Origin of the sequence: Pantoea sp. USMM079 (assembly GCF_037153115.1) — a bacterium.
In the GTDB taxonomy this organism is placed as follows: domain Bacteria; phylum Pseudomonadota; class Gammaproteobacteria; order Enterobacterales; family Enterobacteriaceae; genus Pantoea; species Pantoea communis.
On the sequence record NZ_JBBCKX010000004.1, the window covers coordinates 18,886 to 31,500 of the forward strand.

Sequence of the window (12,615 nt, forward strand, 5' to 3'; positions counted from 1 at the left end):
TTACCTTTTGGAAAAAAAGTGGATTAGAATTGCTTCGGCGCTGATCGTTGATCAGATTTCTCTTACTCTGCCGCAGCCTGCTTTTTGCCAGACTGCTTAACCTGTAACCGGACTATGCGTTTACTGATTACGCTTTTCATACTGGCTTTTGCCCAACTGTTCTTTAACGTGGCTTCTGCTTCGCAGCATGCCCCGATTAATGCCAGTTTGCATAATGCTGAGAAAAAAAGTGCGCGTGAAGATGAGCGCCGCAAGCGACGCCCGGTTAAAACAACGGCTAAAAAGTCTCGCCTGACCACCGTGCAGAAGCTCAAGCTGAAAAAGCAGAGTAAAACCGAAACCGCCTTAAACAAATCCAGCCGCAAAAAATCCCTGCTGAAGTCGCCACTTAAAAAGTATGGCCATCAACGCCTCGCGAAAAAGTCCCCAGATGTGGACGATGAAGTTCAGGGACTCACTGGCATCAAGATGAGCAAATCCCACCGCCTGCGCTACCAAAAGGCACGCGAAACCGCGATGACGAAGTTGATGGGACAACTGGGCAAGCCTTACCAGTGGGGTGGCACCTCACCCCATACCGGTTTCGATTGCAGTGGTTTAGTCTGGTATGCCTATAAAGATCTCGTCAAATACAAATTCCCACGCACGGCGAATGAGATGTATCACCTGCACGATGCCGCGCCCATTAAGCGTGAGATGCTGGAGAAAGGAGATTTGGTATTCTTCCGCATCAATAATCGCGGGACTGCCGATCATGTGGGCGTTTACCTCGGCAACGGTAAATTCATTCAGTCACCCCGCACCGGTAAAGACATTCAGATTAGCGCATTGGGCGAAGACTACTGGCAGAAACACTATGTCGGTGCGCGCCGTATGATGACTCCAAAAACTATTCGCTAATTGTTGCGCAACATCCTGTGGCTCTCGCCACAAAAAAAGCCGGACGCTTAATCAGTGCCGGCTTTTTTTATTGATGCGCTTTGAATTAATGAAGAATGGCGGTAAAGCTAAACGCAATAATCATCAACAGTGCGCCAACCGTGGTCATTAGCGCCAGCTTTAAATCTGTACTCATCACTACTCCTTAGTCACACATTTATTAGGGTTAAAACAATTTTCGCACAGCGGTGGGCAAAAATCTCGTCTTATCCGCGCTGGCTTGCTAGAATCGCCGCCTTTCGTTGCGCAACTGATTTTGCGCATGCTGTATTTACAGCCTGCTGAAGTGATTTTCCCTGCCTGAAACGGCAGATTTGCCCCCCCTTTTAGGGCATAAAACCCTTCGCAGACGCAAACGTTTAACAATATACTTATCAGTAAGTTGCGATAAGCCGGGGAGTACTTTTTTCATGGCAACAATTAAAGATGTAGCGAAACGCGCGGGTGTATCTACCACCACCGTTTCGCATGTCATCAACAAAACGCGTTTTGTTGCAGAGGAAACGCGTAACGCCGTATGGGAAGCGATTAAAGAGCTGCACTATTCGCCGAGCGCCGTTGCGCGTAGTCTGAAGGTGAATCACACCAAAACGCTGGGACTGTTAGCCACTTCCAGCGAAGCGCCCTACTTTGCCGAAATTATCGAAGCGGTTGAGAACCACTGTTTCGAACGCGGCTATACCTTGATTCTGGGCAACGCACATAACGATTTGCAAAAGCAGCGCGCTTACCTGTCGATGATGGCGCAAAAGCGTGTGGATGGTCTGTTAGTCATGTGCTCCGAGTATCCTGACGATTTGCTGCAGATGCTGGAAGACAACCGCAACATTCCGATGGTCGTGATGGACTGGGGCGCCTCTCGCGGCGACTTCACCGATACCGTACAGGATAACGCCTTCCAGGGGGGTTACCTGGCTGGACGCTACCTTATCGAGCGCGGTCACCGAGATATCGGTGCGATTCCGGGTCAAATGGAGCGCAACACCGGCGGCGGGCGCCATGCGGGCTTCCTGCAGGCGATGAGCGAAGGCGGTGTGACCGTGCGGCCTGAATGGGTTGTTCAGGGCGACTTCGAGCCAGAATCGGGTTATCAGGCGATGCAGCAGATCCTTAATCAGAAACAGCGTCCGACCGCCGTGTTCTGCGGGGGCGATATCATGGCGATGGGCGCGATCTGTGCCGCCGATGAGATGGGACTGCGCGTGCCGCAGGACATATCCGTGATTGGCTATGATAACGTGCGCAACGCGCGCTACTTCACCCCTGCGCTCACTACAGTTCACCAGCCGAAAGCGGAGTTGGGCAAAAAAGCGCTGGAAATGCTGCTGGATCGCATCACCAGCAAACGCGAAGAGCCGCAAACCATTGAGGTCCAGCCTACACTGATTGAGCGTCGCTCCGTGGCGGACGGTCCATTCCGTGATTACCGCCGTTAAAGCTGATTTTCGCTGAGCCACTCGTGGTTCAGCGTTTCAGCATCGCCAAGATAGGCGAGTAACCACTCCAGCGCGGGTGACGCACGCTGTTCTGACCAACTGACGCAGCAGGGACTTTCCGGAAACGGCTGCGGCAGTGATAGCTCCACCAGCGCGCCACTGTCGAGTAAAGGTCGCGCGAGGTGGCCCGGCACCATGCCCACGCACAATCCCGCCTGCAAACAATCCATCCCTGTTTCCCACTCTGGCACCACTAAACGCCGCTGATTATCCAATGTCCAGGTCATGCGTCGTGGTAATGCGCGAGAGGTATCTTCCAGTACCAGCGATGGCCAGGCACGCAGCGCTTCTTCGTTGAGATCGGCACTCGCGGCCAGAGGATGATCAGGACTGACCACACAACGCCAGTTTAGGGCCCCCATATCCTGAAAGGCAAAACGTCCACCCACAGGGATCGCCTGGGTGGCGCCAATCGCCACATCGACCCGTCCGTCCGCTAAGGCATCCCATACACCGTTAAATACCTCGTAGCTGATGATCAATTCTATATCCGGGAAATGCCGGTAAAAGTCTTTTACCAGTTGACGGGTACGCTGGGGTTTTACAATGCAATCCACGGCAATACTGAGCTGTCCGCGCCAGCCATTCGCCAGTTGCTGGCACTGCCTGCGGGTTGCCAGCATTTTTTTGATAACAGATCGCCCCTCCCTCACAAAATGCTCGCCCGCCGGGGTTAACACCACCTCACGGTGCTGACGCTCAAACAACGGCACGGCCAGCCAGGTTTCCAGCTGGCGCACCGTGTAACTGACGGCAGAGGGCACGCGATGTAATTCCTGCGCCGCTGCGCTGAAACTGCCATTGCGCGCGACGGCGTCCACTACTTCCAGCGCATACTCAGACCACATACTTTTGCCTTCAAAAATTTTAACAGCACTGCGCAAATATTAGCGTTTCACAAAGAATGACGCACTCTTTTACACTCCCCGACGTTCAATCTGCCAATGAGAATTACTATGTTGTCGTCAAAAGGATTTATGCCCTATCTTGCCGTGCTCAGCATGCTCGGCTTCCTCGCTACGGATATGTATCTGCCTGCTTTTGGCGATATGCAGCGTGACTTCGCCACCGCGCCGGGCACCATCAGCGCCAGCCTCAGTCTGTTTCTCGGTGGTTTTGCCTGCGCCCAGGTATTCTGGGGACCGTTGTCAGATCGCTTTGGACGTAAACCCATTTTATTGGCAGGTTTGACGATTTTCGCCCTGGGTTGCCTGGGGATGTTATGGGTGACGGACGTCAATATGATGCTGGCACTGCGCTTTGTGCAGGCGGTTGGCGTGTGCGCCGCCGCGGTCAGCTGGCAGGCACTGGTGGTCGATCGCTACCCCAAAGCCCAGGCCAATAAAGTTTTTGCTACCATAATGCCACTGGTTGCCCTTTCTCCTGCGCTGGCACCTTTGTTAGGTGCATGGCTGATGGGCCATTTCCACTGGCGCAGTATCTTTGTCGTGCTGACGATCATTGCCGTGCTGCTGGTCATCGGCACGCTGCAGCTTGCTGCGCCTAAAAAAGCCAAAGCAGATAATGCTCCGCAACCCGGCTGGCTGAATCTGCTCTCCACGCGTGTCTACAGCGGCAACGTGCTGATCTACTCTGCCTGTTCTGCCAGTTTCTTTGCCTGGCTAACCGGTTCGCCGTTTATCCTGGCGTCTGCGGGTTTAACTCCCGCCGATATTGGTCTGAGCTATATTCCGCAAACCATCGCATTTTTGATTGGTGGCTTTGGTTGCCGCGCGATGCTGAGCCGATATCAAGGATCGCAACTGCTGCCGTGGCTGTTGGTGCTTTACAGCCTGAGCATATTAAGTCTGTTTGTCGTCGCGATGCTGCCTGCGCCTTCGTTGATTGCTCTGTTGCTGCCTTTCTGTGGCATGGCACTGGCCAATGGCGCCATTTACCCGATTGTGGTTTCCAGCGCATTAGCGCCTTTTCCGCACGCCACGGGCAAAGCCGCAGGTTTGCAAAATCTGCTGCAACTGGGTTTGTGCTTTATCGCCAGCCTGTTGGTCTCTGCCGGATTACAACAGGCGCTCTACAACACCACACTGGTGATGGTCGCCACTGTGGTGCTGGCCTGGGCTGGCTTCATCTGGCAACGCAGCTTAAACGCACAAAGTGATATTGCTCACACCTCCCGTCCCTGCGAAGATAATCACTGATGCAACGATTATCGTTAGCAAACTAACGATAATCCGTTGAATATTGACCCACGTGAGCATATAATCAGTGGGTCAGCATTTCTGCAACAAATCAATAACATAATTGCATTAATTTTAAGCGACCCTGTCGCTGGGATGGCGTCTGCACGATCTTCCTCTCCTGATTGGTGCCAGACATTTCTATTCAGATTCATACCTCTGTAAAACGTCGGATATCTGGCGCACGGATTTTCCGTGAGTTCTCTCACAGGCCTTAGGAAATTGACTATTATTTCCACAGGTTCAAATCGGAAGGGTGATGGAGAAGCTATGAGTTCATCGTGTATAGAAGAAGTGAGCCTTGAAGAAAACCACTGGTTTCGCATCGTCAACGAATTACTGGAACGCGCTGATGTTGCAGTCAATGGCACACGCCCCTGGGATATTCAGGTCAAGCATCCGGATTTTTTTAAACGTGTTTTGCAGGAAGGATCGCTAGGTCTGGGTGAAAGTTATATGGATGGCTGGTGGGATTGCGAACAATTGGATGTCTTTTTCCATCGCGTTCTGCAACAACATCTGGATAAACAACTCCCACGTCATTTTAAAGATACCTTGCGTATTGCGGCCGCGCGTTTAACCAATTTACAGTCTAAGAAACGCGCCTGGATTGTCGGGAAAGAACATTACGATCTCGGTAACGATCTTTTTTCACTGATGCTCGACCCCTTTATGCAGTACTCCTGCGGTTACTGGAAAGACGCTGAAACACTGGAACAGGCTCAGTATGCCAAGCTGGATATGATCTGCCGCAAATTGCAGCTTGAACCCGGCATGACGTTGCTGGATATCGGCTGCGGCTGGGGCGGACTGGCTGAATTTGCCGCGCGCAATTATGGCGTCAAAGTGCATGGCGTCACCATTTCGGCTGAGCAGCAGAAGTTAGCCCAGCAGCGCTGTGAAGGGCTGGACGTGACTATTTTGCTGCAGGATTACCGTGATTTGAATTTGCAGTTCGATCGCATTGTATCCGTCGGCATGTTCGAACACGTGGGGCCGAAAAACTATGCCACTTATTTTGACGTTGCCGATCGCAATCTCAAACCAGACGGCATATTTTTACTGCACACCATTGGTGCCATCACCACCGATATGAATGTGGATCCATGGATTGATAAATATATCTTCCCCAACGGGTGTTTACCGTCTGTGCGTCAAATTGCTGATGCCAGCGAGAAGCATTTTATTATGGAAGACTGGCATAATTTTGGTGCGGATTATGACACCACCCTGATGGCATGGCATGAACGATTCCAGAAGACCTGGCCGCAACTGGAAGAAAAATACGGCGATCGCTTCAAACGGATGTTTAGTTATTATCTCAATGCTTGCGCCGGCGCTTTCCGCGCGCGTGACATCCAATTGTGGCAGGTGGTATTCAGTCGCGGTAAAGAAGGTGGTTTACGCGTTGCACGGTAATCAAGGATAAGAATTTAAAAAGGCGCCGCAGCGCCTTTTTTTATTGGATTACTCAGCGTCTGCGGCTTGCGCCAGCGCCATAGCCGCGGCTTCACGTTGGGCCAAAACGCGTTCCACCGTCTCGACAATCGCCTGAGTATGGGGATCGATCTCAATGTTCACTTTGTGCCCCAGTTTTTTCGCACCCAGCGTGGTGCGCTCCAGCGTTTCCGGAATCAGGTGCACACAGAATTTGCTTTTAGTGACGTCACCCACGGTCAGGCTGATGCCATCGATACCGACGAAACCTTTATGCAGGATATATTTGATCTGAGAAGCATCCTGTAATTTAAACCACACTTCACGGTTATTTTCAGACTGGATGATTTTGCAGATTTCTGCTGTGGTCATAATATGGCCAGACATTAAATGTCCGCCAATTTCGTCACTGAACTTCGCCGCGCGCTCAATATTCACCACATCGCCCACCGCTAATTCACCCAGGTTGGTAATGCGCAGGGTTTCTTTGATAAGGTCGAAGCTCACGCGATCGCCCTCAATCGCCGTCACCGTCAGGCAGCAGCCGTTGTGCGCCACCGAGGCGCCCAACGCTAATCCCGGTAAAAGTTCTTCCGGCAGACGTACGATATGGGTACGAAACAACTCTTTTTCTTCTACGGCGATAATTTCGGCCGTGCCCTGCACAATTCCAGTAAACATACTCTCAGCCTCTGCGAAGTTTGCGCCAGTTTATCACAGCTTGAGCAGCGCGGTTTAATTTGCCGGAGTTCAAACTTTACACAATTAACTTAACAAAATGCGATCAAAGTTTGGTGGAACGCAGCGCTACCGCTACACTAGCCGCGCATTCTTTGGGGATATCTCCCCTCTTCTCTTCTTAATTTAAGCAGGTGTTACGTGCAGAAGTATTTAACAGAAGCGCGTCAATTGCTGGCCCTCGCGATCCCGGTCATCCTTGCTCAGGTGGCTCAGACGGCGATGGGTTTTGTGGATACCATTATGGCCGGTGCGGTGAGCGCCACGGATATGGCCGCCGTTGCTGTCGGCACCTCTATCTGGCTTCCCGCCATTCTGTTCGGTCATGGTCTTCTGCTGGCGTTGACGCCCACCGTTGCGCAATTCAACGGTTCAGGACGCCGCGAACGCATCGCGGAACAAGTGCGTCAGGGTTACTGGCTGGCACTGGCCGTCGCATTGCTGATCATGGTGGTGTTGTGGAATGCCGGCTATTTGATTCATGCCATGCACGATATCGATCCGCAACTAGCGGCTAAAGCCGAAGGCTATCTCCATGCATTACTGTGGGGTGCACCCGGCTACCTGTTCTTCCAGGTGGCGCGTAATCAGTGCGATGGTTTATCAAAAACCAAGCCAGCCATGCTGCTGGGCTTTTTAGGTTTGCTGGTTAACATTCCCCTGAACTACGTCTTTATTTACGGTCATTTCGGTATGCCCGCACTCGGGGGCGTAGGCTGTGGTGTCGCCACCGCTTCGGTTTACTGGGTGATGTTTATGGTGATGCGTTTCTGGCTGAAACGCATGGCGAGCATGCGCGATATTCGCATGAACAGCCGCTGGTCACCGCCCTCACGCGTCATCTTGTCTCGGCTGTTTACCCTCGGGTTACCGGTGGCGCTGGCACTGTTCTTTGAGGTCACTTTGTTTGCGGTGGTGGCACTGCTGGTCTCTCCGCTGGGGATCGTCAAAGTCGCGGGTCATCAAATTGCACTCAACTTCAGTTCGCTGATGTTCGTTCTGCCACTGTCACTCGGTGTCGCGACCACCATCCGCGTGGGCTATCGTCTTGGGCAGGGCTCAACGGAACAGGCGCGCGTGGCGGCATGGACGGGACAAGGTGTCGGTATCAGCATGGCCGCTATCACAGCGATCTTCACCATCACCTTCCGTGAACATATCGCCGCACTGTATACCGCCAATCCAGAAGTGATTACGCTGGCCGCCCAACTGATGCTGCTCGCTGCCATCTATCAGTTCTCAGATTCCATTCAGGTCATTGGTAGCGGGATTCTGCGCGGCTACAAAGATACGCGCTCCATCTTCTTTATCACCCTGATTGCCTATTGGGTACTGGGTTTACCGGTGGGTTATATTCTGGCGCTGACCGACTGGGTGGTACCGCAACTCGGTCCGGCGGGATTCTGGTGCGGATTTATTGTCGGCCTGACGTCTGCTGCCGTGATGATGATTTGGCGTATTCTTCGGTTGCAACGTTTGCCGGCGCAGATAATTTTGGCGCGCGCGGCCCGCTAAGTCGCTGAACAGGCCGTTATTTGCCCCCGCAATGCCTAAAAAAACAGCGGGTCGCACAGATGCTGGTCAGTCGTCATGGAAAATCATTTTTTCCCTTGCCAGCATCGCGGCCTGCCGTTAATATTCGTCCCCGCTGTCGCCCTGACAGCATGTTGCGCTCTTAGCTCAGTTGGTTAGAGCACCACCTTGACATGGTGGGGGTCGATGGTTCGAGTCCATTAGAGCGCACCAAGTGCGTCCGTAGCTCAGTTGGTTAGAGCACCACCTTGACATGGTGGGGGTCGGTGGTTCGAGTCCACTCGGACGCACCAAATTTCTAAGATGCGCTCTTAGCTCAGTTGGTTAGAGCACCACCTTGACATGGTGGGGGTCGATGGTTCGAGTCCATTAGAGCGCACCACTCTTTGTTTTCTCTCTCTTTGCGCAACACCCCTTTTCTTGATCTGCATCGTTTTCTCTCTCAGCTTTTATATTGGTTTTCGCATACTTAGCGTCTATACTATGCCGCGTTGTCCACCTGAAAGGTTTCAGCGCTAACGTGCCTATGCCAACAACTCAAATGATTTGCGCAACACTGCTCTGCCAGTTCCCTCGCGTACTGCATAACTTCTCTGCACGCTTAGCCTCTGTCACCTATTCTTACTCCTGTACGATCCAAACCAACACCATACACATTTTCACTTCGCTGCCAAACGCCGCGAATCCCGACCTCTATCATCCATCACAACTTACAGAAAACCTGACATGAAAAAGACCAAGATTGTTTGTACTATCGGTCCGAAAACCGAATCTGAAGAGATGCTGACTCAACTGCTGGAAGCGGGCATGAACGTCATGCGCCTGAACTTCTCACACGGGGATTATGCCGAACATGGTCAGCGCATCACTAACATGCGTGCCGTCATGGAAAAAACCGGTCGTCAGGCCGCGATTCTGCTGGACACCAAAGGTCCTGAAATTCGCACCATGAAACTGGAAGGCGGCAACGATGTTTCATTGAAAGCCGGCCAGACTTTCACTTTCACCACCGATCAGTCAGTGATTGGTCACAGCGAACGTGTTGCTGTGACCTATGCAGGCTTCACCGAAGACCTGAAAATCGGCAACACCGTGTTGGTCGATGATGGCCTGATTGGTATGCAGGTTACCGAAGTCACAGAAAACACGGTCGTCTGTAATGTGCTGAACAACGGTGACCTCGGTGAAAACAAAGGCGTTAACCTGCCTGGTGTTTCTATCCAGCTGCCAGCGCTGGCTGAAAAAGACAAACGTGACCTGATCTTCGGTTGCGAGCAAGGCGTTGATTTCGTCGCGGCTTCCTTTATCCGTAAACGTTCGGATGTACTGGAGATTCGCGAGCACCTGAAAGCCCACGGCGGCGAGCACATCCAGATCATCTCTAAAATCGAAAACCAGGAAGGCCTGAACAACTTCGACGAGATTCTGGAAGCCTCTGACGGCATCATGGTTGCCCGTGGTGACCTGGGTGTTGAGATCCCGGTTGAAGAAGTGATCTTCGCGCAGAAGATGATGATCAAGAAATGTAATAAAGCACGCAAAGTGGTCATCACCGCGACGCAGATGCTGGATTCGATGATCAAGAACCCACGCCCTACCCGCGCGGAAGCAGGCGACGTGGCGAACGCCATCCTTGATGGTACTGATGCAGTAATGCTGTCTGGTGAAAGTGCTAAGGGTCGTTATCCGCTGGAATCTGTGACCATCATGGCGACCATCTGTGAGCGTACCGACCGCGTAATGAAATCACGCATCGGTGAGCTGCAGGATTCACGCAAACTGCGCATTACTGAAGCGGTTTGTCGCGGCGCAGTGGAAACAGCAGAAAAGCTGGAAGCCCCTGTGATTGTGGTGGCGACCGAAGGCGGTAAGTCTGCCAAAGCGATCCGTAAATACTTCCCGGATGCCACCATTCTGGCGCTGACCACCAATGCGACCACCGCACGTCAGCTGATTCTGAGCAAAGGTGTGGAGACGCGTTTGGTGACTGAAATTGCCTCAACGGATGATTTCTACCGTATTGGCAAGGAAATGGCGCTGGAAAGTGGCTATGCACAGAAAGGCGACGTTGTGGTGATGGTATCAGGTGCACTGGTTCCAAGTGGCACGACCAACACCGCTTCAGTCCACGTACTCTGATTTTTGCCTGAAGTTTTATTTAAAAGCGCCTTTTCGGGGCGCTTTTTTTATTCTTGCGCTAATACAAAATCCAGATTTTTCCAATCGATAATAACTATTCAATATCCCGCACAATTAAGGTTAGTCCGATTAAATCTCTCTGTTTTAGCTAAATATTTTCATCATCTTCTGCGAAACGCTGCTTCTTTGAGCGAACGATCAAATTTAAGCATGTTCTCATCAAAAATTTATTCTCAACTCAAAAAGCTTTGTGTAATACTTGTAACGCTACATGGAGATTAACTCAATTCTAGAGGGTATTAATAATGAATCGTACTAAACTGGTACTGGGCGCGGTAATTCTGGGTTCAACTCTGCTGGCTGGTTGCTCAAGCAACGCTAAAATCGACCAGCTGTCTTCAGACGTTCAGACTCTGAACGCTAAAGTTGACCAGCTGAGCAACGACGTGAACGCAATCCGTTCTGACGTTCAGGCTGCTAAAGATGACGCAGCTCGCGCTAACCAGCGTCTGGACAACCAGGCTCACTCTTACCGTAAGTAAGAGTTCTGGTTTGAAAAATGGTGCCCATGTGGCACCATTTTTTTTGTCCTGATTTTGGTCCTTCCTGAATCAGGGTTTAGCGCCACTCTCACCCATTGCCTGGCTAATGGTCGCTTGTCCTGCCCCAGCGCCACTCTGCTGTGTTTGCAGCACATCCGGCAACACCGTGTCCTGCGTGACGGGTTCGCCGCTGCTCACCAGTACTGGCATCCCTGAACGACGCGCCATCGCCTCTTTGATCAGTGCGGTATCACTCTTCTGACTATTGATAAACGCCTTAGATTTCGCAGTCAACGCAATTGGCATGGTTTGCGGATCGTCCTTCTCATTGCGCGACAACGGCTGATGCACCTCAACGTAACGCTTGCCATCCGGTTCCACCGCATACTTGATCGGCTCGTTAACGATCTGCACCCTCGTTCCCTTTGGCACGCTGTTGAACAGCGCTTCGATATCATCCGGACGCAAACGAATACAGCCCGAGCTCACACGCATCCCAATACCGAAATCGGCGTTGGTGCCGTGAATCAAATACTGGCCGGTACCGCGCGCCAGACGCATCGCAAACAAGCCCATCGGGTTGTCTGGCCCGGCCGGAACGACACCCGGTAAGGTAATGCCCTCTTTCGCGTAGCGTTTGCGGATATTAACGGTAGGCGTCCAGGTGGGATTGGGGATTTTCTGGCTGATGCTGGTGACCATGCTCGGTGTTGCAGCGCCCAACTGGCCAATACCGATTGGATACACCACCACGCGATTCTCCCCTTTTGGATAGTAATACAGACGCAGTTCAGCAAGGTTGATGACGATACCTTCACGGGGTGCATCAGGCAGCAGCATTTGTAATGGAACCGTCAGTTGCGTCCCCGCTTTGGGCAGCCAGGGATCGACGCCAGGATTGGCCTCCAGCATGCCGAGCATCCCAATCTTATAATGCGCTGCGATGCTCTCTAAGGGCCGTTTGTCGTCAGGGACAGTGGTCAGGGTATTCTCGCCAATTAAACGGCTGTTATCGGCTGGCAGGGGATATTCCGTTGCAAATGCAGGTGCAGAAAGTCCGAAGCAGGACAACAGCAATGCACCGGCTAAACGTAACGCTGGTTTCATGCAATTTTCTCTTTGTCGGATGGAACAGACCCCGGTCATGCCGGGGTCTGGAGAGTGTAACTTAGCTGAGGCTTTGAGCGTTATGACGGATCGCGCGAATCATCGCTTCCAATCCTTGAGAACGTGTAGGAGTGAGGTGTTGAGTCAACTCTAATTCTGCGAACCAATGACCGACATCCAGCGCGAGAATCTCCTGCGCTTGCAAGCCCTGATAGAGGCTAAATACTACCGCAATCAAACCTTTAACAATGGCGGCATCACTGTCGCCTTCAAAGGCGATGGTGCCATCAGCTTGTGGGGTCATGCGGATCCACACCTGACTCTGACAACCCGAAATCACATACTCTGGCTGCTGTAAGCTTTCAGAGGATTCTGGTAATTTCGCACCGAGTTCAATAATGTAGAGATACTTCTCTTCCCAGTTTGCGCAACGGTTAAAGTTGCGCACCAGCTTCTCTTTTTCTGGCAAATTCGCCATGGATAACT

Annotated in this window: 12 protein-coding genes and 3 tRNA genes; 10 read left to right on the top strand and 5 right to left on the bottom strand. The window is 52.0% G+C overall.

Features of this window, described 5'->3' with window-relative positions; all coding sequences use genetic code 11:
* Positions 1–114 precede the first annotated feature (114 nt).
* The gene (locus WFP70_RS08245; protein WP_045834204.1) at positions 115–900 is read left to right on the top strand and encodes a C40 family peptidase; all 786 of its coding nucleotides are present in this window, start codon (positions 115–117) and stop codon (positions 898–900) included.
* Between the two features lie 85 nt (positions 901–985).
* On the opposite strand, the gene cydH is transcribed toward WFP70_RS08245, so the two are convergent.
* Positions 986–1,075: a cytochrome bd-I oxidase subunit CydH gene (cydH, locus tag WFP70_RS08250; protein WP_097119278.1), complete on the bottom strand. Its 90-nt coding sequence runs from the start codon at positions 1,073–1,075 to the stop codon at positions 986–988.
* Between the two features lie 274 nt (positions 1,076–1,349).
* Here cydH and purR point away from each other — a divergent pair, with 274 nt between their 5' ends.
* Positions 1,350–2,375 (top strand): HTH-type transcriptional repressor PurR, encoded by a 1,026-nt coding sequence (purR, locus tag WFP70_RS08255; RefSeq protein WP_034821643.1) that lies wholly within the window; start codon positions 1,350–1,352, stop codon positions 2,373–2,375.
* Here the strand turns inward: purR and punR are convergent.
* Entirely contained in the window at positions 2,372–3,283 is a 912-nt protein-coding gene (gene punR / locus WFP70_RS08260; RefSeq protein ID WP_337023274.1) for a DNA-binding transcriptional activator PunR, read from the bottom strand. The genes purR and punR overlap by 4 nt on opposite strands.
* A 108-nt stretch (positions 3,284–3,391) precedes the next feature.
* On the opposite strand from punR, the gene punC reads away from it, so the two are divergent.
* Positions 3,392–4,594 carry a purine nucleoside transporter PunC gene (punC, locus tag WFP70_RS08265; RefSeq protein WP_097119275.1) on the top strand — a complete coding sequence of 401 codons (1,203 nt, stop codon included), beginning with the start codon at positions 3,392–3,394 and terminating at the stop codon, positions 4,592–4,594.
* A gap of 309 nt (positions 4,595–4,903) precedes the next feature.
* Positions 4,904–6,052 carry a cyclopropane fatty acyl phospholipid synthase gene (gene cfa, locus WFP70_RS08270; RefSeq protein ID WP_034821653.1) on the top strand — a complete coding sequence of 383 codons (1,149 nt, stop codon included), beginning with the start codon at positions 4,904–4,906 and terminating at the stop codon, positions 6,050–6,052.
* A 48-nt stretch (positions 6,053–6,100) separates the two neighbouring features.
* On the opposite strand, the gene WFP70_RS08275 is transcribed toward cfa, so the two are convergent.
* Positions 6,101–6,751, bottom strand: coding sequence for a riboflavin synthase subunit alpha (locus tag WFP70_RS08275; protein ID WP_337023273.1), 651 nt, complete (start codon positions 6,749–6,751; stop codon positions 6,101–6,103).
* Positions 6,752–6,949: 198 nt separating this feature from the next.
* Between WFP70_RS08275 and WFP70_RS08280 the strand changes: the two genes are divergently transcribed.
* From WFP70_RS08280 to WFP70_RS08305, 6 genes are all read left to right on the top strand, one after another.
* The gene (locus tag WFP70_RS08280; protein WP_058959751.1) at positions 6,950–8,323 is read left to right on the top strand and encodes an MATE family efflux transporter; all 1,374 of its coding nucleotides are present in this window, start codon (positions 6,950–6,952) and stop codon (positions 8,321–8,323) included.
* A 154-nt stretch (positions 8,324–8,477) separates the two neighbouring features.
* Positions 8,478–8,554: transfer RNA gene (locus WFP70_RS08285), tRNA-Val, on the top strand.
* A 3-nt stretch (positions 8,555–8,557) separates the two neighbouring features.
* Positions 8,558–8,634, top strand: a tRNA-Val gene (locus WFP70_RS08290).
* Between the two features lie 12 nt (positions 8,635–8,646).
* A tRNA-Val gene (locus WFP70_RS08295) sits at positions 8,647–8,723 on the top strand.
* A 344-nt stretch (positions 8,724–9,067) separates the two neighbouring features.
* On the top strand, positions 9,068–10,480 hold the full coding sequence (gene pykF, locus WFP70_RS08300) for a pyruvate kinase PykF (protein WP_337023272.1): 1,413 nt from the start codon (positions 9,068–9,070) through the stop codon (positions 10,478–10,480).
* 305 nt (positions 10,481–10,785) lie between these two features.
* The gene (locus WFP70_RS08305; protein WP_007374746.1) at positions 10,786–11,022 is read left to right on the top strand and encodes a major outer membrane lipoprotein; all 237 of its coding nucleotides are present in this window, start codon (positions 10,786–10,788) and stop codon (positions 11,020–11,022) included.
* 69 nt (positions 11,023–11,091) lie between these two features.
* On the opposite strand, the gene WFP70_RS08310 is transcribed toward WFP70_RS08305, so the two are convergent.
* Both WFP70_RS08310 and sufE read right to left on the bottom strand, forming a co-directional pair.
* Positions 11,092–12,129 (bottom strand): L,D-transpeptidase family protein, encoded by a 1,038-nt coding sequence (locus WFP70_RS08310; protein WP_058959750.1) that lies wholly within the window; start codon positions 12,127–12,129, stop codon positions 11,092–11,094.
* Between the two features lie 61 nt (positions 12,130–12,190).
* Positions 12,191–12,607, bottom strand: coding sequence for a cysteine desulfuration protein SufE (gene sufE, locus WFP70_RS08315; protein ID WP_038647304.1), 417 nt, complete (start codon positions 12,605–12,607; stop codon positions 12,191–12,193).
* Positions 12,608–12,615 lie beyond the last annotated feature (8 nt).

Coding starts and splice junctions, on each gene's coding strand:
- WFP70_RS08245 (WP_045834204.1), top strand. CDS start 115: ATGCGTTTACTGATTACGCTTTTCATACTGGCTTTTGCCCAACTGTTC.
- cydH (WP_097119278.1), bottom strand. CDS start 1,075: ATGAGTACAGATTTAAAGCTGGCGCTAATGACCACGGTTGGCGCACTG.
- purR (WP_034821643.1), top strand. CDS start 1,350: ATGGCAACAATTAAAGATGTAGCGAAACGCGCGGGTGTATCTACCACC.
- punR (WP_337023274.1), bottom strand. CDS start 3,283: ATGTGGTCTGAGTATGCGCTGGAAGTAGTGGACGCCGTCGCGCGCAAT.
- punC (WP_097119275.1), top strand. CDS start 3,392: ATGTTGTCGTCAAAAGGATTTATGCCCTATCTTGCCGTGCTCAGCATG.
- cfa (WP_034821653.1), top strand. CDS start 4,904: ATGAGTTCATCGTGTATAGAAGAAGTGAGCCTTGAAGAAAACCACTGG.
- WFP70_RS08275 (WP_337023273.1), bottom strand. CDS start 6,751: ATGTTTACTGGAATTGTGCAGGGCACGGCCGAAATTATCGCCGTAGAA.
- pykF (WP_337023272.1), top strand. CDS start 9,068: ATGAAAAAGACCAAGATTGTTTGTACTATCGGTCCGAAAACCGAATCT.
- WFP70_RS08305 (WP_007374746.1), top strand. CDS start 10,786: ATGAATCGTACTAAACTGGTACTGGGCGCGGTAATTCTGGGTTCAACT.
- WFP70_RS08310 (WP_058959750.1), bottom strand. CDS start 12,129: ATGAAACCAGCGTTACGTTTAGCCGGTGCATTGCTGTTGTCCTGCTTC.
- sufE (WP_038647304.1), bottom strand. CDS start 12,607: ATGGCGAATTTGCCAGAAAAAGAGAAGCTGGTGCGCAACTTTAACCGT.